A 17,403-nucleotide genomic window follows, 5' to 3' on the forward strand; every position below is an offset into this window, starting at 1 on the left:
GTGACGGTCGACAAGTGGATCGTCGCCGAGCACGTCGAGGGCGTGCCGGACGTGGACCGCGTGTACCGCAAGGTGACGGAGCAGGTCGACGTCCGCCTCGCCGACGACGAGATGCTGCTGCGCACCCGCTACGTCTCCGTCGACCCCTACCTGCACGGCATCGCGCTGGACACCCCGATCGGCGACCACATGGGCGCCGACTCCGTCATGGAGGTCGTCGCGGCCGGCCCGCGCGCCCGCTTCGCCCCCGGCGAGCTGGTGCAGGGCTTCGGCGGCTGGCGCACCCACCTGGTGAGCGACGGCGCCGCCTGGCAGTGGGGCGGCACCTTCCCGATGGTCTTCCCCGACTTCCGCCGCCTCGACCCCGCCGACTACGACGAGGCGCTGCCGCTGTCCGCCGCGCTCGGCGTGCTCGGCGGCTCCGGCATGACCGCGTGGGGCACGATGACCAAGTTCTTCGACGTCCGCCCCGGCGACACCGTCGTCGTCAGCGGCGCCTCCGGCCAGGTCGGCTCGCTCGTCGGCCAGTTGGCCAAACGCGCCGGGGCCCGCGTCGTCGGCTCGACCGGCACCCCGGAGAAGGCCGCGTACCTCGCCGGGCTCGGCTTCGACGAGGTGCTCGGCTACCGGCACGGCGACGACCCGCAAGCGCTCGCCGCCGCCCTCGCGCAGGCCGCGCCCGACGGCGTCGACAAGTACTTCGACAACCTCGGCGGGGACTTCACCGACACCGTCTTCGGCATGCTCAACGTCGGCGCCCAGGTGGCCGTGAGCTGGCAGTGGTCCAGCCAGGTCGGCCAGGAGTGGACGGGCCCGCGGCTGCTCAACCAGATCATGTTCCCGCGCGCCACCGTCCGCGGCATCTTCGCGCCCGAATGGTTCACCCCCGACAACTGGACCGCCTTGCACGCCGAGTTGGGCGGCGCGATCCGCCGCGGCGAGATCGCCTACCGGCAGACCGTGCACCGCGGCTTCGACGCGATCCCCGCCGCCTACCGCAGCCTGTACGCCGACCGGGCCGCCTCCCGCGGGAAGGTCCTGGTGGAACTGTGACCCCCGTCTCCGGGCACTTCACCCAGGGCCCTTCCCCCGCCTCCTCGCTGGCACCGCAACTCCCGTACCCCGACGGCTGGTTCGGCGTCGCCTTCAGCGCCGAACTGACCCCCGGCACCGTCCTGACCCGGCCGCTCCAGGGCGAGGACGTCGTCCTCTACCGGCTGCGCGACGGACGCCTGCGGGCCGTCCGCCCGCACTGCCCGCACCTGGGCGCGCACCTGGGCCGCGGCACCGTCGAGGGCGACGACCTGGTCTGCCCCTTCCACCGCTTCGCGTTCGGCCCCGACGGCACCTGCGTGCGCACCTCGTACGGCACCCCGCCGCCCGCGGCCACCGTCACGCACTACCCCGTACGCGAGGTCAACGACACCGTCTTCGTCTGGCGGCACCACGACGGCCGGCCCCCCTTCTGGGACCTCCCCGACTGGCACATGCTCGGCGACCTCCCCTCGCACTGCGACACCTGGGAGATGCCCGGCCACGCCCAGGACGCCATCGAGAACGCGGTGGACTTCGGCCACTTCACCGCACTGCACCGGTGGAGCGCCTCCGAACAGGCCGTCCCCGTCGTCTTCGACGACCGCACCTTCCGCCTCACCCTGCGCACCCGCGAACGCGTCCCGCTCTTCGGCGAGGTCACCCTGGAGGTGGACGTCGAGGCGTGCGGCCTCAGCCGCCTGCACGTGTGCACCCGGATGCCCCGGCTGGGCCTGCGCACCTGCGCCATGATCGCCCCCACGATGATCGCGCCCAGCCGCTTCCAGCTCCGCCAGACCATCCGCATCGCCGCCGCCGAACCCGCCCGGCTGCCCGCACCCCTCGCCCGCTGGGTCAGCCGCACCGCGGCCCGGGTGCTGCGCGGCCCCGCGATCCGCACGAACGCGGCCTTCGTCGCCGAGGACTTCCCGATCTGGGACTCCAAGCGCTACGTCTCCCCGCCGCGCCTCGCCCAGGGAGACGGCCCGATCGGCCCCTTCCGCCGCTGGACCCGCCAGTTCTACCCCCCGGACACGGCAGCCGTCCCCGCACCCGCGCCCGTTCCCGCCGAGAGCGAGGTGACGGCGTAGCTCCCGTCAGGCGGCGGCGGGGGTCCGGCGGCGCTGCTTCTTCGCCGCCACCTCCGCGTCGGTGCGGCGCCGCAGCCCGGCGTACAGCATCAGCGCGCCGGTGGCCACGAAGAGCCCGGCGGTGGTCGCCAGGCCCGTGGTGTCGAGGTCACGGGTGTCGGTGGCCTCGATCCACGGCTTGAGGTTGCCGATCGGGTCCTTGAACAGCACGACGTGCTGGCCGCGGGTGAACTGCGCGTAGCAGTTCTCGGTGTTCCCCAGGTCCCGGACCTTCCCGGCGGTGTCCAGGACCCGGCACACGTCCCGCCCGTGCCCGTCGTGCTCCTTCGCGGTGTCGACCACGACGGCGTCGGCCTTCGTCCCGTACTGCTTGAGGTACGTGTCGTGCGCGACGGGCCCCGCGAACAGCCCCAGCGCGAAGACCCCGATGAACACGAACGTCCCCGCCCCCGCGCGATTCCACCCCGCCCCCGCACAGACCCCCGCCACCGTCCCGGTGAGCAGCAGCCCGACCACGGCGAACCACACCGTGAGATACAGCCCGCCCAGCGCGAACACGACAGCGACGACGGGCACGGCCACGGCCCACAGCACGGAACTGACTCCGACGGGCATCCCCCGCGAAATGGTCGCCCTGTCACCCTTGACCGCTTGCTCGGTCGCCACGTCGGTCCTCCCCAGCCAGTCACCCGTCCGGCCACTGTACGGGGCCGCCTCCGGCGGGGGTCGGGCACGCGGCCTCAGACGGTGCCGAACTCGCCGCGCTTGACACCCTCGACGAAGGCGGCGAACGCGTCCGCCGGGACGCTCAGGGCCGGGCCGGACGGATCCTTCGAGTCGCGGACGGCGACGATGCCGGTGGAGCGTGCGGTGTTCGTGGCGACCTCGACGCACTGGCCGCCGTTGCTGCTGTGGGAGGACGTGAACCAGTGGAGGGTGTCGGTCGTCACGAGGTGTCCTTTCGGAGCAGTTCGATCATGGCTACGGAAGCCGCCTGGGACAGCGCCTCGGCCTGAAGCTGATGGTAGGCGGTCACCGTGGGCAGCACGAACGTGCTTTCCCGCACCAGGTGGCCGCGCTCGGCCGACTCCGTGTAGGCGACCTGGGACCTGTCGGCAAGCGTGAGGACGGTGACCGGCAGGTCGAAGGAACGGCGTTCGGCGAGGGCGAAGGGGGCCACCTGGAAAACGGTGGAGGGCTGCTCCGCGAAGTCGACGAGCTGATCGAACTGCCGGGCCAGGACCTTGGGGCCGCCTACCGGGCGCAAGAGGCAGCTCTCGTCGAGGATCGCGAAGATCAGTGGCGGCGGCGTGCGTCGCACCGCGGCCTGGCGCTCCGCGAGCAACGCCATGCGCTCGTCCGCCTGCCTCTCGGTGATGGCCCCGCGCCGGACCGCGCCGGCGTTGATGGCAGCGGCGTATTCCTGGGTCTGGAGCAGACCCGGTACGAGTCCCAGCTCGAAGAGCCTGATCTCCGCCGCGCACATCTCGCGCTGCACATACTCGGGAAAGCCTTCCAGGATCGCCGTGTTGTGCACGGCCTCGCATTGGTGCTCCAGCAACTTCCCCGAGCCGAGCGCCTTGTCAGCACTCCTCGCAAACCGAAGAGTTGGGGATCGGCGATCAGTTTCCACCGCAGATACATGCGTGCCCGAGTAGCCCATGCGATCTGCGAGCTCGTCCTGAGTCCAGCCGTTTTCTTCACGCAGCCTGCGCAAACGATCGCCGAACGCCGCCCCCGGCGACTTCGCCGGTTCCAGCTCTTTCCGGTTCACCTGAGCCTCCTCAATTCCCCGCTCAAAAAGCGCAAGTTGAAGACAGGCTCACTGTAGGTCAGCCTGAAGCCGCTTGGTAGTGGCAGCACTACGGAGAGGAACGGCCATGCCCGAGTGCACCCCCGCCGGCCAGGCGGAGAAGCCCGAGATTCCCCAGGTCGGCGCGCTGATGGCGGACGGCGACGGCAAGCTCTGCGAATTCCGCGGCGAGACGTACGGGTTCTGGTACCTGCGGCCCCTGCTGGGCGGCAGGGAGTGGACCGTGCGGCCCGGCGGGGTCGTCCCCGCGAGCGAGGAGCAGCGGCGGGACGCCGAGGGGATCCGGGCGCGGCAGGCCCTGCGGATCGCGGTGCTGCGCGCCAACGCACGGAGCAGGGACGTACGCCAGACGGCGGGAGGAGAACCGCAATGACGCGACTGACGGCCGCGGAGATCAGGGAGCGGCGGGACGAGGTGGTCCGGAAGAAGGGGATGGTCCTCACGGCGTACCGCGAGGGGCGGTCGATGAGCCGTCTCGCGGACGACTGGGAGGTCAGCACGCGCTGGCTCGTCGAGCAGTTCGCGCTGTGGGGGGAGCCGCTGCGGCCGCAGCGCGGCGGCGGGCTGCGGCTCATCGCGCGCGTGCTGGTGCAGGGGGACGACGGGCCCGGCGTGGTCCTCGTCCCGGTGGCGGGGGCGGCGACCGGGGCGCAGGGGTGGCGGCTGCCCGGCGGCTTCGTGCCGCCCGGCGGGCGGATCGCCGACACCGCGGCACGGGAGCTGCTGCGGGCGGCGGGCCTCGCCCGTACGCTCACGCACGCGGTCGCCCTGGGCGAGATCGACGGCGGGGAGTGCCACGTCGTGTGCGCCGCCGCGGCGCTGACCGCGGAGGAGGCCGCGGCTCTCGCCGTGCCGGGCGGCGGAGCCGTGCTCGTACCCCTCGACGTCCTGGACTACTACGTCTCGCCGCGGGAGGCGTGCCTCGTCCGTGCGGCCGTGGACGCCGTGGAGCGGGGTGACGAGCTGCCGCTCGTGACCGCGCTCAGACGTGACAGTGGACGTTGACCAGCAGGGCGTCGGCGGGCAGGTTCAGCAGGTAGGCGTCGGCGTGGGCCTGGCCCGGCGGGACGGTGGGGGTGTGGGGGCAGGTGGTGGGGGTGGGGCACGGGCCGTGGATGCCGGGGGCGCCGTCCTCGTGCCACCAGCCGTCGAGGGTGAGGACGTTGCGGGTGTTCAGGGCGTCGGAGAGGGCGCGGGCGAGGAATTTCTCCAGGGGCAGAGGTCCGATGTCGGCGACCGGGTCGCTGGTGCGGAGGAAGTCCCACCGGTAGCGCTCGGTGGGGAGCGTCTCCAGGTATTCCTCGAAGGTCCGCAGGAGGGGCTGGGCGTGGTAGTCGGCGGCGGCCTGTTCGCGGGAGTAGCCGGGCTCGGTGCGGCGGCGGATGCGGAAGGCTTCGAGCGGCTGGGGCTCGGGGAGTTCGCGGGCCAGGGTCTGCCACTGCTGCCATGCCGCCTCGGCCAGTTTCTCCGCCTCCTCGCGGGACGCGGAGAAGTCGAGGAGGCCGCGGGGGCCGCCCGCGCACCAGCCGGGTTCGTTGGGGGTGGGTTCGGCGCCGGGCCGCCACCAGCGGCCGGGTATCTCGTGGATCAGCCGGGGGTCCTCTTCGTGGCCGGGGAGGACGTTGAAGCCGCCGCCGTGGACGGTGCCGCCGCTGATGTACCAGGAGTCCCAGATGTCCCGGTCGTCGCCGGTGGTGCAGTCGATCTCGAAGGGCGCCATTGCCCGCGCCACGGCCTCCTCCACGTCGTCGGCGGCGCTCGCGGGCAGACTTACGGTGATGCTCATCCCGGCCATGAGGGCATCACACCATTCCGCGAGCCGTTCGCGCTGGCGGATGCGCAGAACCGTCCGCCCCCGCCGGAAGCGGAACGGTATCCGCCGGGTCAAGACCTGGGCCGTCCGGGTTGACGGGCACGCGCGGGTCCCTACATTGGGCGTCATGGGGGCCAATACGGACGTATCGCGTCGGCTGAACGCCGTCGGTGTGCTGGTCGCGGTCTACGCCGCGGGGATGGTCGGGACGCTCGTGGCGCTGGGGATCCTCGCCGCGGCCGCGCCCGGGCAGGCGACGCAGGAGGCGTGGGGGCACGCGGTGATCGTCACCGTGCTGGCGTTCCTGCTCCTGCTGCGGCTGCGGTCGGCGCGGGCGGGGAGCGTGCGGGCGGTGCGGGCCCTCGGGGTCGTCGCCGGGGTGCTGCTGGTCGCCAACGTGGTGGAGGCCTCGCTGCCGGGGACCTTCCCGGGGTGGATGCGGGTGGAGATGGCCGTCGTCGCGCTGCTGATGGCCGCGCTGCTGGGCGTCATGTGGCGGCAGGGCGTCCTCGGCGCGGGATCAGAAGTCGCCGCCGACGTCTGAGCCGCCGGACCGCTGATCCGTCTCCGGGCGGCGCAGCGTCAGGGCCTGGAAGCGGCGGTTGCCGCCGACGTCGCGGGGGCGGAAGTCCACGACCTCGAAGCCCGCGGTGGCGAAGCCGAGCAACTGGCCGTCCGTGCGGAGGGAGAAGAAGCGCGGCGGCACGTGCTCGTCACCGTCGAGCGGGCCCTCGGCGCCCTGGGCGCCGCCGTAGACGCCGAGGAAGAACAGGCCGCCGGGGCGCAGCGCGTCCCGGATGCCGGCGAGGGCGGCGGGCAGGTCGCGGTTGGGGACGTGCAGCAGGCAGTTCATCGTGTAGACCGCGTCGAACGAGGCGGCCGGGACGTCCAGGTGCAGCAGGTCGGTGACGCGGGCCTCGACGCCCTTGGCCCGGCAGAGGCCGACCATGGCGGGCGAGAGGTCGGCGGCGAGGACGGCGAAGCCCTCGTCCCGGAACCAGGCGCTGTCCTGCCCGGACCCCGCGCCGATCTCCAGCACGCGGGCGCCCGGCGCGAGCCGGTCCCGGAACGCCTGCCGCTCGGCCAGTTTCCACGGTTCCTTGGTGAGCCCGTCGCGCCAGGCCGCGCGCGCGTCGTACGCCTCCCGCAGCGGGCCGGTCACGTCGTCGTATCGCACGCTCATGCGCCCATTATCGGCGGGCGGGGGCGGCCCGGGGTCCACCGGTCGGTGGACGGGAAGTTCCACCGGGCGATGCCGATGTCCACCGGGGCCCCGCGGCCACCGCCGACGAGACGGCGCGGGACCGTCACCCGGCGGCCGGGGCGCCGTTGACCGATTCCGCGCTGCGGGTCGTGAGGTCGGCGTCGGTGATCTCGCGCAGCACCCGGCAGGGGGTGCCGACCGCGACGGTCATCGGCGGGATGTCGCGGCTGACGACGCTGCCCGCGCCGATGACCGAGCCGTAGCCGATGCGGACGCCCGGCAGGACGACGGCGTTGCTGCCGATCCACACCTTGTCCTCGATCACGATGGGCTCGGAGAAGCGGCCGAAGTCCGCCCGGCGGGCGGGGTGCACGGGGTGGCCGGTCGTCGTCAGGGTCACGCTCGGGGCGATCATGACGTCGTTGCCGATGCGGATCTCGACGTCGTCCACGCACGTGAGGTTCACGTTGCCGAAGAAGTCGTCGCCTATGTGCACGTTGCTGCCGAAGGCCGCGTGGAAGGGCGCGAGCAGCACCGTACGTTCGCCGACCGAGCCGAGGATCGCGGTGAGCAGTTCGCGGCGGCGCGCCTCGTCGGAGGGCGGGGTGTGGTTGTAGGCGAAGATCTCGTCCGCGCGGCGCCGGTTCGCCTGGAAGGACGCCTCCGACTCGGTGTAGACGAGCCCCTTCGCGATCTTGGCCAGGACGTCCTCTGCACGGGCTTGCGTCATGGCGTACCGCTCCTCCCTCGGGTCCTGCCGAGGAGCCTACGGGGAAGGCGCGGGACGCGGGGCCCGGCGGGGACGGCCGGCCGCCCGTACGGCCACCCGCGGGGCGAGCAGCGACTCGGGGCGGCGGTCGAGCGCGAGGACGCCGAAGAACGCGGACGCCACCAGCGGATCGGTGTTGGAGGCGGCCACCACCCGTGCCATGTAAGCGTTCTGGAGCCGCCCGAGCGGGCCGGGGGCCGGGCCGTCGGTGTCCGGGTAGCGGCAGTCCTCGCCCGTCGCGATCGACCACGCCCCGCGCACGCAGCGCGCCACCGACCGCTGCACCTCCCGGGTACGGGCGGCGAACGCGGCGCCGCCCGCGCCCTCGGCGTACTCCGCGACCACCCGGGCCTGAAGCGCGGCCACCGACATGCCGTGGCCGTAGACCGGGTTGAAGCGGCACAGCGCGTCGCCGACCACCAGGAGATTGGCCGGGAGGTCGGCCGAACGCTCGAAGCGCGTCCACTCGTTGGCCGTCGCGCGGAAGGCGACCGGGGCGGACAGCGGCTCGGCGTGCGTGAGGGCCTCGGCCAGCTCCGGGGAGCGCAGCGAGGCGGCGAAGTCGAGCCAGGCCTCCTCCTCGACGGGCGGCCGGTGCTCGCCCTGCCCGATGAGGGTGACGAGCCAGCGGTCGCCGTCGATGGGCACGATGACGCCGCTGCGCGGCACCTCCTCGTTGCCCTGCACGTACATGGCCTTCCAGTCGCGGACCGCCCCGGGGGACGCCGGGCGACGGTAATAGCGGGAGGCGTAGCCGAGGTGCGCGTCGATCCGGTCGGTCGGGGGCGCCGGGCAGCCGAGCGGGGTCAGCCACTCCGCGACGCGCGCGCCGCGGCCGGTGGCGACGACGACGAGCCCGGCGGTCAGCGCGAACTGCCGCCCTCCGGGGCCTCGTTCGCGCAGCGTCACCCCCGCGGCCGTCCGCCCGTCGGGCCCGGCGACCAGGCCCGTGGCCTCGTGGCGGTCCAGGACGGTGACCGCGCCGTCCGCCAGGACGCGGCGCCGTACGACCGACTCCAGCACCTCGCGGGAGACGGACAGATAGCGGGCGCCGCGCACGCCCGTGAACCAGTCGGCGGACGACAGCCAGCGGGTCTCCTCGGGCGCGTGCACCATCTCCCCGCCCGCCGCCTCCAGTTCGGCGACGACACCGGGGAGCAGCGCGTCCAGCTCGGTCAGCCCGCCGTTCCACAGGACGTGGACGTGCCGCGACTGCGGGACGCCGGCCCGGAACGCGGGTTCGTCGGCGGGCAGTTCGTCCCGTTCGACGAGCGTGACGCGGGCGAAGCCGCGCGCGAGGGCGCGGGCGGTGAGCAGCCCGGACAGCCCGGCGCCCACGACCACGGCGTGGTCGTCGTCCGCGGTGGGCTGCGGGGCGGGCCCGGTCGCTGCTGTCGCATCCTGCGCCTCTGCTGCGTCCGCCGTCGCTTCGTCCGCCGCTGCTTCGTCCGCCGTCGCTTCGTCCGCCGCTGCTTCGTCTGCCGCCACCCGCGGGTCTCCTCTGCTACGGCGACGGCTCGCTCCGGCGCCTCGCCGTATCGTCCCGCGCACCGAGCGTGAGCGGCAGGGCGCACGGGGGCGCGGCGGGGCGCCCAGGGGGGTGGTGTTACGCCCAGAGGGCCTGGGCCAGGGCGGCGCCCATGAAGGCCGCGCCGAGGCCCGCGGCGACGCTGGCCACCGCGTTGGCGGCGGCCAGGAAGCGGGCGCCGTCGTGCGTGAGCCGCAGCGTCTCGTAGGAGAACGTCGAATACGTGGTGAGCGCCCCGCACAGTCCCGTACCGACGAGCAGCTGCACGGAATGCGACGCGGCGCCGTAGCTCACCGCGCCGGTCAGCACGCCCAGGACGAGGCAGCCGAAGACGTTGACGGCGAAGGTGCCCCACGGGAAGACGGTGTCGTGCCGGGCCTGCACGGCACGGTCGGTCAGATAGCGCAGCGGGGCACCCACCACCGCGCCCGCCACCACGAGCAGCCAGTTCACCGCGTCCTCCTCGCCATGAGCCCGCGGGTCGCCGCGGCCGCCAGCCACACCGTGAAGAGCGCGGCGAACAGCGTCGAGACCATGTATGCCAGCGCGGTACGGGCCTGGCCGTGCTGGACGAGCTGCTGGACGTCCACGGCGTAGGTGGAGAAGGTCGTGAAACCGCCGAGCACACCCGTGCCGAAGAAAGGGCGTACGAGGCGGTGGGCCGTCCACACCTCGGTGATCAGCACCATGAACACGCCGATGACGGCGCAGCCGACGGCGTTGACCGTCAGCGTCGTCCACGGGAAGTCACCGGCGGCCGTGGGCCACAGCAGCCCCGCCCCGTAGCGGGCCGAGGCGCCGATCGCACCGCCCGCGGCGACGACGGCGACGACGGACGCCTGACCGCTGCCTCTGCCCGGTGGGCGCGGGGGCACGGGGGTGTCCGGGCTCCGCGGCTCCCCCGCCGGTCCGGGCACGGACTCGGGTACGGGGAGGGATTCCGGCGCGGGGCGGGGGTCCGGTCCGGGCTCGTGCGCGGTGGTCTGCTCGCGGGGGGCGGTCATCGCGGATCACGTCTCCTACTCGTGCGGCGCCCGGGCGTGCGGGCGCGCGTCGTCACAAGTAGGGACTGTTGGCGGCGTACGTGCCGCGGTTCGGGTACGGCGAGCCCCACCGCCGCGCGGCAGCCGTACAAGCCCGCCGCTCCCGGCCAGTTTACCGGGCCGGGGGGCGGGATCACCTGCCGGGGCTGGTCGGGCTTGCGGCGGCTCGTGCCGGGCGCGGGTCTCAGCGGCGGGTCCGGGACGCGGGGGACCCGCCTGTGGACGGGGTGATCCGGCGGGCGGTGCCCGGGTCCGGGTCCGTGAGGCCCCGGTGGCTCTGCGGCGTCTGGTCGGAGACGGCACCGACGCCGGACGAGTCGCGCGCCGGGGACGCCGTCGGGCGCGGGCGCGAGGGATCCGGCTGCGGGGTGGGCGTCGTCCGGGCGGGGCGCGTGGGCGTCGGGCCCGGCGCCGAGGTCGAGGTGGCCGCGGGCGGGGCGAGCGGCACAGTGGGGGCGCCCTGGTCCGGGGCGGGCCAGAGCGTGGCGGCCGCGCCGATGACCGCGGCCGTCACACCGCCCGCCGCCGCGGCCCGTGCCCAGCGGCGCCGCGCGGCACGGCGCCGGATACGGCGGAAGGCACCGGGCGGCGGGGCCAGTTCCGCCGGGCCCTCGCGCAGCAGCGCGGCCAGCTCGGCGTCGTAGGGCTCCTCCCACGGCTCAACGGGTGTGATCAAGGCGTTCTCCCAGTCCGGCGCGCAGATACTCCCGGGCGGCGTGCAGGTCCGCCCGGATCGTGCCTTCCTTGCGCTTCGTCAGCAGGGCGATCTCCCGGACCGGAAGGTCGGCGTAGTAGTACAGCAGGACGGCGGTACGCAGCCGCTCCGGCAGCGACTGCACGAGCAGCCGCACCGGGACGGCCGAATCCGCCCCCGCCTGCGCGCGCCGCTGCCCGTCCAGCGCGGCCTCCGTCCCCGCCCGCCGCACGGCCTTGCGCTCGCGCTCCAGTCTGCGCCAGTGGTCGCGGACGAGATTGGCCGCGGTCACGTAGAGGAAGCCGCGCGGCTCCGTCACCGACGACCAGTGCGCCCACAGGCGCGCGAACGCCTCGGACGCGATCTCGTGGGCGGTGCCGTCGTCGTCGACGAGACGGCGGCACCACCCGGCGAGACCCGGATACAGATCGGCGAACAGCTCGGCGGCTGCCCGGTCCTTGGACGGGGTCAACGTGCTCCAGGGTCAGGGACGGTCGGCGCGGTCACGCTGCGCCGGCTCCGTCGAAGGACGCGAAAACGACCACGTTGTCGCGGTATCCACTCCCCGTCCGCGGGCCGCCGCACGTTATCAGCCGCAGCTCCGGGCGGGCCGTGTCGCCGTAGACGTCCCCGGTGGGGAAACGGTCCTTGGCGACCGTGCGCACCGCGTACACGGTGAAGACGGCGTTCGCGCCGTCCGCCCGCCGCACGGTCACCCGCGCGCCCGGCTTCAGCTCCGAGAGCCGCAGGAACACGCCGTCGCCGAACGCCCCCACCGTCACGTGCCCGAGGATCACCGCGGGACCGAGCTGCCCGGGGGTGGGCGAACCCCGGTACCACCCGGCGGGCGCGTGCGCCGCCACGGGCGGCACCTCGACCGTGCCGTCGGCCTGGAGGCCGAGCCCGGTGAGGGGCGTGTCCACACCGATGGAGGGGATCGTGAGGTGGGTGGGGGTGGAGCGGGGGAGCTGCGCCGCTGCTTTTGGGGCTGCCGTGGGGGGTGCCGTGGTTCCGGCCGGGCGGGCCGCCGCGGTGGGGTTCGCGGCGGGGTTCGCGCCGGGTTCCGTGCCTGGCTCCGTGCCGTTGGCGCAGCCTGCGAGCAGCAGGGCCGCGAGCAGCAGGGCGGCTGCCGGCCGTACCGCGGACAAGGTCAGGCCCGGGCCGCGGACCGGCGGCGGACGACGAACGCGCCCGCGCCCGCGCACGCGATCAGCGCGGCGCCGGCGATCTCCGCGGTCGTCGTCGCGGTCGTCTGCGCGGACGAGGTGGTGGCGACGGGCGGCACGCCGGTGTCCGCGGCGCCCCGCGGAACGGCGTCCACCTGGCCCTCGTCGCCCGGGGCCTGCGAGGGAACCCGGGCCGGGGCCGCGGTGGGCTGGGCGACCGTGCCGGTCGACGGCCGCGGGGTGGGCTTCGCCCCGGTGTCGGCCGAAGCCGTGCCCATCCCGGCGAGAGCGAGCGCCGCGGCGCAACCGAGGGCGGCGAGGACGGACCGTGCACGCATGAGGTGTCTCCTGTCGGTTCGGCCCGGCACCCCCGGGGTGGGGGGCGGGCTGCTGCTTCCTGGCCGGAAGCGAACGGAGAGACGTGGGGGGTGGGGGGGCTGCTGTAAAGAGCTGGCAAAGTCCTTCGCTTTGGGGTCGGCGGGGGGCGCCCCGGGGTGCCTCTCGCGGTTCGCCGCGCGACCTTCTGCCGGTGGGTGGTTGCTCGCGCCGCTCTCCCCCAGAACTTCGCCTGGGAGGTACCCCCACGCGCCCCTGTCGCGGCGCCGCCGTCGCTGGGTCGGGGGCCGCCACGGGGCACCTCCTCGGAATGCGCCTTCACCCTCCTACGTAGGAGCTGAGCCCCTCCCAGCGCATTCCTGCGGGGGCACCCCGCACCGTCCCCCTCCAGCCCGGTTCAGCGGCTGCCCGCCAGTGGGGGTGATGTGGGAGGGGTGCGGGCACCCGTTTTCCACGGCGCTGGGCGCCGGTGCGTGAGACAGCACCCGTTTTTCCACGGCGCCGGGCGCCCGTGCGTGGGGCAGCACCCGTTTTTCAGGGGCGCGGGGAACTGCGCGCTCAGCCCCCCACCGGCGCAAAGGCGAACTGCCACCGCAAGTGGCAACCACCCACGGGCGCGCGGGGGCACCCCCTTGCGCATACGTAAAGCTCACGTGCACAGCGTGAGGGCGGTGGAGAGGGTGGATTCGAAGGTGGGGGGTGCGGGGTGGTGGGGGGTGGGGGGGAGGAGGGGGAGGACGGTGTGGGGGCCGGATTGGATGGTGGGGGCGAGGCGGAGGGGGGCGGCGCAGCTGCCTCGGGGGCCTGCTTCGAGGAAGACGCGGGGTGGGGTGGGGGTGAGGAGGGGGGCGAGGGCGGGCCAGAAGAGGACGGGGCGGGCCATCTGGGCGGCCCAGAAGGAGGGGGTCGCCGCTTGCGCGGGGGTCACCTCGCGGGTGGTGGAGGTGGAGCGGATGGGGATGCGGGGCGCGGACAGGCGCAGGGTGGCGAGCTGGGCCGCGAAGTGCTGGGCGGCGTCCTCGCACAGGGGGCTGTGGAAGGGCTGGCGGGCGCGGACGGGGCGGCAGGCCACCACGGCGGTGGTGAGCGCCTTCTCGGCGAGGCGGAGTTCGGCGGTGGCTCCGGAGAGCACCGTCTGGTAGGGGCTGTTGATCGCGGCGATCGCGATGCCCTGGGCGGCGAGGTCGGCGCCGAGGACGTCACGGATGCGGTCCTCCCCGGCGGCGACGGCGAGCATGCCGCCGGGTTCCGTCGTGGCCATCGCGGCGGTGCGGGCGGCCATGACGCGGCCGCCGTCGGTGATGCTGAAGACCCCGGCGACGGCGGCGGCGGCGAGTTCGCCGACGCTGTGGCCGACGAGGACGGTGGGGCGCAGGCCGCGGGCGAGGACGGCCGTGCCGAGTGCGGCTCCGACGGCGAAGAGCAGGGGTTGTGCGCGGCGGCAGTCGTCGAAGTCGGGGCCGGGCTGCTCGGCGAGCCAGTCGGCGCGCAGCGCGGGGCCGTCCTCGCCGGCGGCGGCGAAGAACGTGTCCATGGCGGCGGTGAAGACGGGCTCGGCGCCGTACAGGTCGGCGCCCATGCGGGGTTGTTGCGCGCCCTGGCCGGGGAAAAGGAGCACGGCCTCGTGCGGGGTGGGTGACATGGTTCGCCGTCTCAACGGGGCTGTGTGAGCTGGAGTGTGCCGCTCGCGACGCGGACGCCGCCCTGGTCGATGCCGACGGCGGCGGTGATCGCGCCGGGTTCGCCGGTCACGGAGACCACACATTCGGCGGGGACGTCGATCTCGACGAAGATGCCGAAGTCGAGTTCGGCGCCGGTGAGTACGGCCTCGCCGTCGCGCAGGCCCGCTTCGGCGGCGGTGTGCAGGGCCGCTTGGCGCATGCCCTCGATGAGCAGCGACGCGGGGATGTGGTCGTAGTCGCGGTCGAAGAAGGAGGGGTGGGTGCGGTCGACGAGCAGGGGGAAGCGGCCGGGGCGGTCGGGGGACGCGGGGGCGATGACGACGTTGGCGGGGTCGCGGCGGCCGACCGCCTCGGGCGGGAAGGGCTTGGCGTCGGGGGCGGCGGGTACGCCGGAGGCGTCGGCGAAGCGGCGGGTGCGCTGGTAGGCGCGGATCTCGCGGTAGGACTCGCGGGGGAAGAGGACGCTGTCGAAGGAGAGCGTCATGACGGGGGCGCCGGCGACGGCGAAGGTGCCCGCGATGTCGTAGGCGGAGTCGCGGGGCGTGACGCGTACGGTCACGACGCCCTGGAGGGGGGTGCCGCCGTCGGCGCGGAAGAATGCCAACTCCGGTACGTCCAGGGTGAGGTGCTGGACGGCGGAGGGGGTGCCGCGCAGGACGTCGAGGTAGCCGTGCCGGACGACGACGAAGGCCTGGCGGAAGGCCTCGATGATCGCGACGGGGTCGTGCCAGGGCGCGGCCTGGTCCGACCACAGCGGGTGGCCGGGTGCGACGCGTACGGCGATCGCGTACTCCTCCGGCCCGACTTGGGTGTGGTCGGTGACGAACACCTCGATCGGGGAGCGGCGGTTGACGGTCGCGGGCGGGACGAAGGTGTCGAAGCTCAGGGCGGCGGCGGGGTCGTGGGGCATCGGAACCTCCGGGAGCGGGGCGCTCAGTGCGCGTCGAGGAAGCGGGCCAGGGTGCGGATGGTCGGGTGGTCGAAGATGTCGCCCAGGCTGATCCGCGCGTCGGTCAGGGCCTGGAGGCGGCCGCGCAGCTCCACCGCGGAGAGGGAGGTGAGCCCGTGGGCGGTGATGTCGTCGTCGAGGCCGAGGGTGTTGTGCTCGCCGAGGACGTCGCCGAGCGCGGCCCGTAGCGTCTCGACGCTGTCGCCGGGCCGGGGCGGGGGCGGGGGCGGCGAAGTGGGCTGCGACCGGGCCGTGGTGGGCGCGGGCCAGTGGCGCTGCCGGGCGAAGGGGTACGGGGGCAGGGTGATCCGGCGGGCGCCCGTACCGGCGAAGAGCGGGGCCCAGTCGACGGTGCCGCCCGCGGCGAAGCGTTCGGCCTGCTCGCGCAGGGGGGTGCCGCCGACGACCGTGCCGGGTTCGGGCGAGGCGGCCAACGTGCGCAAGGAGGCGAGGAGTTCGGTGGCGTCGGTGCCGAGGACGACGGCCCGGTGGGTGAAGCGGGCGCGGTGCAGGAGGGTGAAGCCGACGTCCACCGGGTCGGCGTCGGCGCCGTCGAGGGCGGCGAGCAGCCGCCGGGCGTGCGCGGCGAGGGCCTGTGGGGTCTTCGCCGAGAGCACCCACGGCACGGCGGGCGGCGCCTGGCGCGTCGTCTCCGGTGCGGGCGGGGCCTGTTCGAGGATGACGTGGGCGTTGGTGCCGGAGATGCCGAAGGCCGAGACCGCCGCGCGGCGCGGGCGGCCCGTGACCGGCCAGCCCTGCGCGCCGGACGCGAGACGTACCGCGCCGGCCGTCCAGTCGACGTGCGGGCTGGGGGCGTCCACGTGCAAGGTGGCGGGCACGACGCCGTACCGCAGCGCGGCGACCGTCTTGACGACGCCCGCGACACCCGCGGCGGCCTGCGTGTGGCCGATGTTGGACTTGACCGAGCCGAGCACGAGCGGCCGGTCGGCGGGCCGGTCCTGCCCGTAGGTCGCGAGCAGCGCCTGCGCCTCGATGGGGTCGCCGAGGGCGGTGCCGGTGCCGTGCGCCTCGACCACGTCGATGTCCCCGGGCGCCAGGCCCGCGTCGGCGAGGGCGGCGCGGATCACCCTTTGCTGGGCAGGGCCGTTGGGGGCGGTGAGGCCGTTGGAGGCGCCGTCCTGGTTGACGGCGCTGCCGCGGACGAGGGCGAGGACGCGGTGGCCGTGGCGGCGGGCGTCCGCGAGGCGTTCCAGGACGAGGACGCCGACGCCCTCCGCCCACGCGGTGCCGTCCGCCGCGGCCGCGAAGGACTTGCAGCGGCCGTCGGCGGCCAGGCCGTGCTGCCGGGCCATGTCCACGAAGCCGCGCGGGGTGGCCATGACGGTGGCGCCGCCCGCGAGGACGAGATCGGTCTCGCCCGCGCGCAGCGACCGGCACGCCAGGTGGACGGCGACGAGCGAGGACGAGCAGGCCGTGTCGAGGGTGAGGGCAGGGCCTTCGAGGCCGAGCGCGTACGCCACCCGGCCGGAGACCAGGCTGCCCGCCGTGCCCGTCAACCGGTAGCCGCCGGTGCCGACTTCGACGAGGTCCTGGCCGTACTCCTGGGCCATGTGGCCGACGAGGACGCCGGTCGCGGTGCCCGCGAGGCTGTGCGGGTCGATGCCTGAGTCCTCCAGGGCCTCCCACGCGACTTCGAGCAGCAGCCGCTGCTGCGGGTCCATCGCGACCGCCTCGGCGCGGCTGATGCCGAAGAAGGCCGCGTCGAAGTCCGCGGCCCCGGGCAGGAATCCGCCCGCGCGGACGTACGTCGTGCCGGGGCGGTCCGGGTCGGGGTGGTAGAGGGCGTCGAGGTCCCAGCCGCGGTCGTCCGGGAAGCCGGAGATCGCGTCGCGGCCGTTCACGACGACGTCCCACAGCCCGGCGGCCGAGTCGGCGCCGGGGAAGCGGCAGCCGATGCCGACGATCGCGATCCGGTCGTCACCGTCACCGTCACCGACACCGCGGGCCTGGCCGCGCAGCCACTCGATCTCCTTGAGCGATTCGCGCAGCGCCCTGACGAGCCGGGCCTCGGTGTACTCGCTCATCGCGGGTCTCCCCACCCGGAGTCGTAGGGGAGGTAGGGGTCGAACCACTCGTCGAACCAGTCGTCCGGCCAGTCGAGCGGCTCGAACGTCTCGTCCTGGACGGGCAGTTGCGGGACGAAGGCGGCGCCCATCGACACCAGGATGTGCCACAGGGCGAAGGCCCAGTCCCGGCGGTAGAGGGCGGGATCGACGCGGGGCCGGTCCGCTCCTCGCGCGGGCGTGCGGCGGGCGGCGGCGG

At 74.5% G+C, this 17,403-nt stretch carries 20 protein-coding genes and 1 pseudogene; 5 read left to right on the forward strand and 16 right to left on the reverse strand.

Going from position 1 to position 17,403, the window contains the following annotated elements; translation table 11 throughout:
* Entirely contained in the window at positions 1-1,053 is a 1,053-nt protein-coding gene (locus tag ACH4PY_RS00800) for an MDR family NADP-dependent oxidoreductase (protein ID WP_398176002.1), read from the forward strand.
* A complete protein-coding gene (locus ACH4PY_RS00805; protein ID WP_398174156.1) occupies positions 1,050-2,123 on the forward strand; it encodes a Rieske 2Fe-2S domain-containing protein in 1,074 nt (357 codons plus the stop codon). The genes ACH4PY_RS00800 and ACH4PY_RS00805 overlap by 4 nt, the downstream gene beginning before the upstream one ends.
* 6 nt (positions 2,124-2,129) lie before the next feature.
* Here ACH4PY_RS00805 and ACH4PY_RS00810 read toward each other — a convergent pair whose 3' ends face one another.
* The 3 genes from ACH4PY_RS00810 to ACH4PY_RS00820 form a co-directional block, all read right to left on the reverse strand.
* Complete coding sequence (locus ACH4PY_RS00810) at positions 2,130-2,789, reverse strand: hypothetical protein (RefSeq protein WP_398174159.1); 660 nt, start codon at positions 2,787-2,789, stop codon at positions 2,130-2,132.
* Between the two features lie 74 nt (positions 2,790-2,863).
* The gene (locus ACH4PY_RS00815) at positions 2,864-3,073 is read right to left on the reverse strand and encodes a DUF397 domain-containing protein (RefSeq protein ID WP_398174162.1); all 210 of its coding nucleotides are present in this window, start codon (positions 3,071-3,073) and stop codon (positions 2,864-2,866) included.
* Entirely contained in the window at positions 3,070-3,897 is an 828-nt protein-coding gene (locus ACH4PY_RS00820) for a Scr1 family TA system antitoxin-like transcriptional regulator (protein WP_398174165.1), read from the reverse strand. Before ACH4PY_RS00820 ends, ACH4PY_RS00815 begins: the two co-directional genes overlap by 4 nt.
* 106 nt (positions 3,898-4,003) lie before the next feature.
* On the opposite strand from ACH4PY_RS00820, the gene ACH4PY_RS00825 reads away from it, so the two are divergent.
* Both ACH4PY_RS00825 and ACH4PY_RS00830 read left to right on the forward strand, forming a co-directional pair.
* Positions 4,004-4,309 carry a hypothetical protein gene (locus tag ACH4PY_RS00825; protein ID WP_398174168.1) on the forward strand — a complete coding sequence of 102 codons (306 nt, stop codon included), beginning with the start codon at positions 4,004-4,006 and terminating at the stop codon, positions 4,307-4,309.
* On the forward strand, positions 4,306-4,941 hold the full coding sequence (locus ACH4PY_RS00830; RefSeq protein ID WP_398174171.1) for an NUDIX domain-containing protein: 636 nt from the start codon (positions 4,306-4,308) through the stop codon (positions 4,939-4,941). Before ACH4PY_RS00825 ends, ACH4PY_RS00830 begins: the two co-directional genes overlap by 4 nt.
* Here ACH4PY_RS00830 and ACH4PY_RS00835 read toward each other — a convergent pair.
* Positions 4,919-5,722, reverse strand: a complete 804-nt coding sequence (locus ACH4PY_RS00835) for a hypothetical protein (RefSeq protein WP_398174174.1) — start codon at positions 5,720-5,722, stop codon at positions 4,919-4,921. The two genes, ACH4PY_RS00830 and ACH4PY_RS00835, sit on opposite strands and share 23 nt — an antisense overlap.
* A 154-nt stretch (positions 5,723-5,876) precedes the next feature.
* Between ACH4PY_RS00835 and ACH4PY_RS00840 the strand changes: the two genes are divergently transcribed.
* Positions 5,877-6,293, forward strand: coding sequence for a hypothetical protein (locus ACH4PY_RS00840; RefSeq protein ID WP_398174177.1), 417 nt, complete (start codon positions 5,877-5,879; stop codon positions 6,291-6,293).
* On the opposite strand, the gene ACH4PY_RS00845 is transcribed toward ACH4PY_RS00840, so the two are convergent.
* The 12 genes and pseudogenes from ACH4PY_RS00845 to ACH4PY_RS00900 all read right to left on the reverse strand — a co-directional run.
* Positions 6,270-6,932 (reverse strand): class I SAM-dependent methyltransferase, encoded by a 663-nt coding sequence (locus ACH4PY_RS00845; protein WP_398174180.1) that lies wholly within the window; start codon positions 6,930-6,932, stop codon positions 6,270-6,272. The genes ACH4PY_RS00840 and ACH4PY_RS00845 overlap by 24 nt on opposite strands.
* 124 nt (positions 6,933-7,056) lie before the next feature.
* Positions 7,057-7,683, reverse strand: a complete 627-nt coding sequence (locus tag ACH4PY_RS00850) for a sugar O-acetyltransferase (RefSeq protein ID WP_398174183.1) — start codon at positions 7,681-7,683, stop codon at positions 7,057-7,059.
* A gap of 36 nt (positions 7,684-7,719) precedes the next feature.
* Positions 7,720-9,210: an FAD-dependent oxidoreductase gene (locus tag ACH4PY_RS00855; RefSeq protein WP_398174186.1), complete on the reverse strand. Its 1,491-nt coding sequence runs from the start codon at positions 9,208-9,210 to the stop codon at positions 7,720-7,722.
* A 118-nt stretch (positions 9,211-9,328) separates the two neighbouring features.
* Positions 9,329-9,703, reverse strand: a complete 375-nt coding sequence (gene crcB / locus ACH4PY_RS00860) for a fluoride efflux transporter CrcB (protein ID WP_398174189.1) — start codon at positions 9,701-9,703, stop codon at positions 9,329-9,331.
* The gene (gene crcB, locus ACH4PY_RS00865; protein WP_398174192.1) at positions 9,700-10,254 is read right to left on the reverse strand and encodes a fluoride efflux transporter CrcB; all 555 of its coding nucleotides are present in this window, start codon (positions 10,252-10,254) and stop codon (positions 9,700-9,702) included. The genes crcB (ACH4PY_RS00860) and crcB (ACH4PY_RS00865) overlap by 4 nt, the downstream gene beginning before the upstream one ends.
* 223 nt (positions 10,255-10,477) lie before the next feature.
* On the reverse strand, positions 10,478-10,969 hold the full coding sequence (locus ACH4PY_RS00870; protein ID WP_398174195.1) for a hypothetical protein: 492 nt from the start codon (positions 10,967-10,969) through the stop codon (positions 10,478-10,480).
* On the reverse strand, positions 10,953-11,459 hold the full coding sequence (locus tag ACH4PY_RS00875; RefSeq protein ID WP_398174198.1) for an RNA polymerase sigma factor: 507 nt from the start codon (positions 11,457-11,459) through the stop codon (positions 10,953-10,955). The genes ACH4PY_RS00870 and ACH4PY_RS00875 overlap by 17 nt, the downstream gene beginning before the upstream one ends.
* 31 nt (positions 11,460-11,490) lie before the next feature.
* On the reverse strand, positions 11,491-12,141 hold the full coding sequence (locus ACH4PY_RS00880; protein ID WP_398176004.1) for a class F sortase: 651 nt from the start codon (positions 12,139-12,141) through the stop codon (positions 11,491-11,493).
* On the reverse strand, positions 12,138-12,491 hold the full coding sequence (locus ACH4PY_RS00885) for a sortase-dependent protein (RefSeq protein WP_398174201.1): 354 nt from the start codon (positions 12,489-12,491) through the stop codon (positions 12,138-12,140). The genes ACH4PY_RS00880 and ACH4PY_RS00885 overlap by 4 nt, the downstream gene beginning before the upstream one ends.
* 647 nt (positions 12,492-13,138) lie before the next feature.
* On the reverse strand, positions 13,139-14,131 hold the full coding sequence (locus tag ACH4PY_RS00890; RefSeq protein WP_398174204.1) for an acyltransferase domain-containing protein: 993 nt from the start codon (positions 14,129-14,131) through the stop codon (positions 13,139-13,141).
* 11 nt (positions 14,132-14,142) lie between these two features.
* Positions 14,143-15,081, reverse strand: a complete 939-nt coding sequence (locus tag ACH4PY_RS00895; RefSeq protein WP_398174207.1) for an AfsA-related hotdog domain-containing protein — start codon at positions 15,079-15,081, stop codon at positions 14,143-14,145.
* A 47-nt stretch (positions 15,082-15,128) separates the two neighbouring features.
* A pseudogene (locus tag ACH4PY_RS00900) lies at positions 15,129-17,315 on the reverse strand (beta-ketoacyl synthase N-terminal-like domain-containing protein); the annotation flags it as partial.
* Positions 17,316-17,403 lie beyond the last annotated feature (88 nt).

This window comes from Streptomyces sp. NPDC021224 (assembly GCF_044332905.1).
Classification (GTDB): domain Bacteria; phylum Actinomycetota; class Actinomycetes; order Streptomycetales; family Streptomycetaceae; genus Actinacidiphila.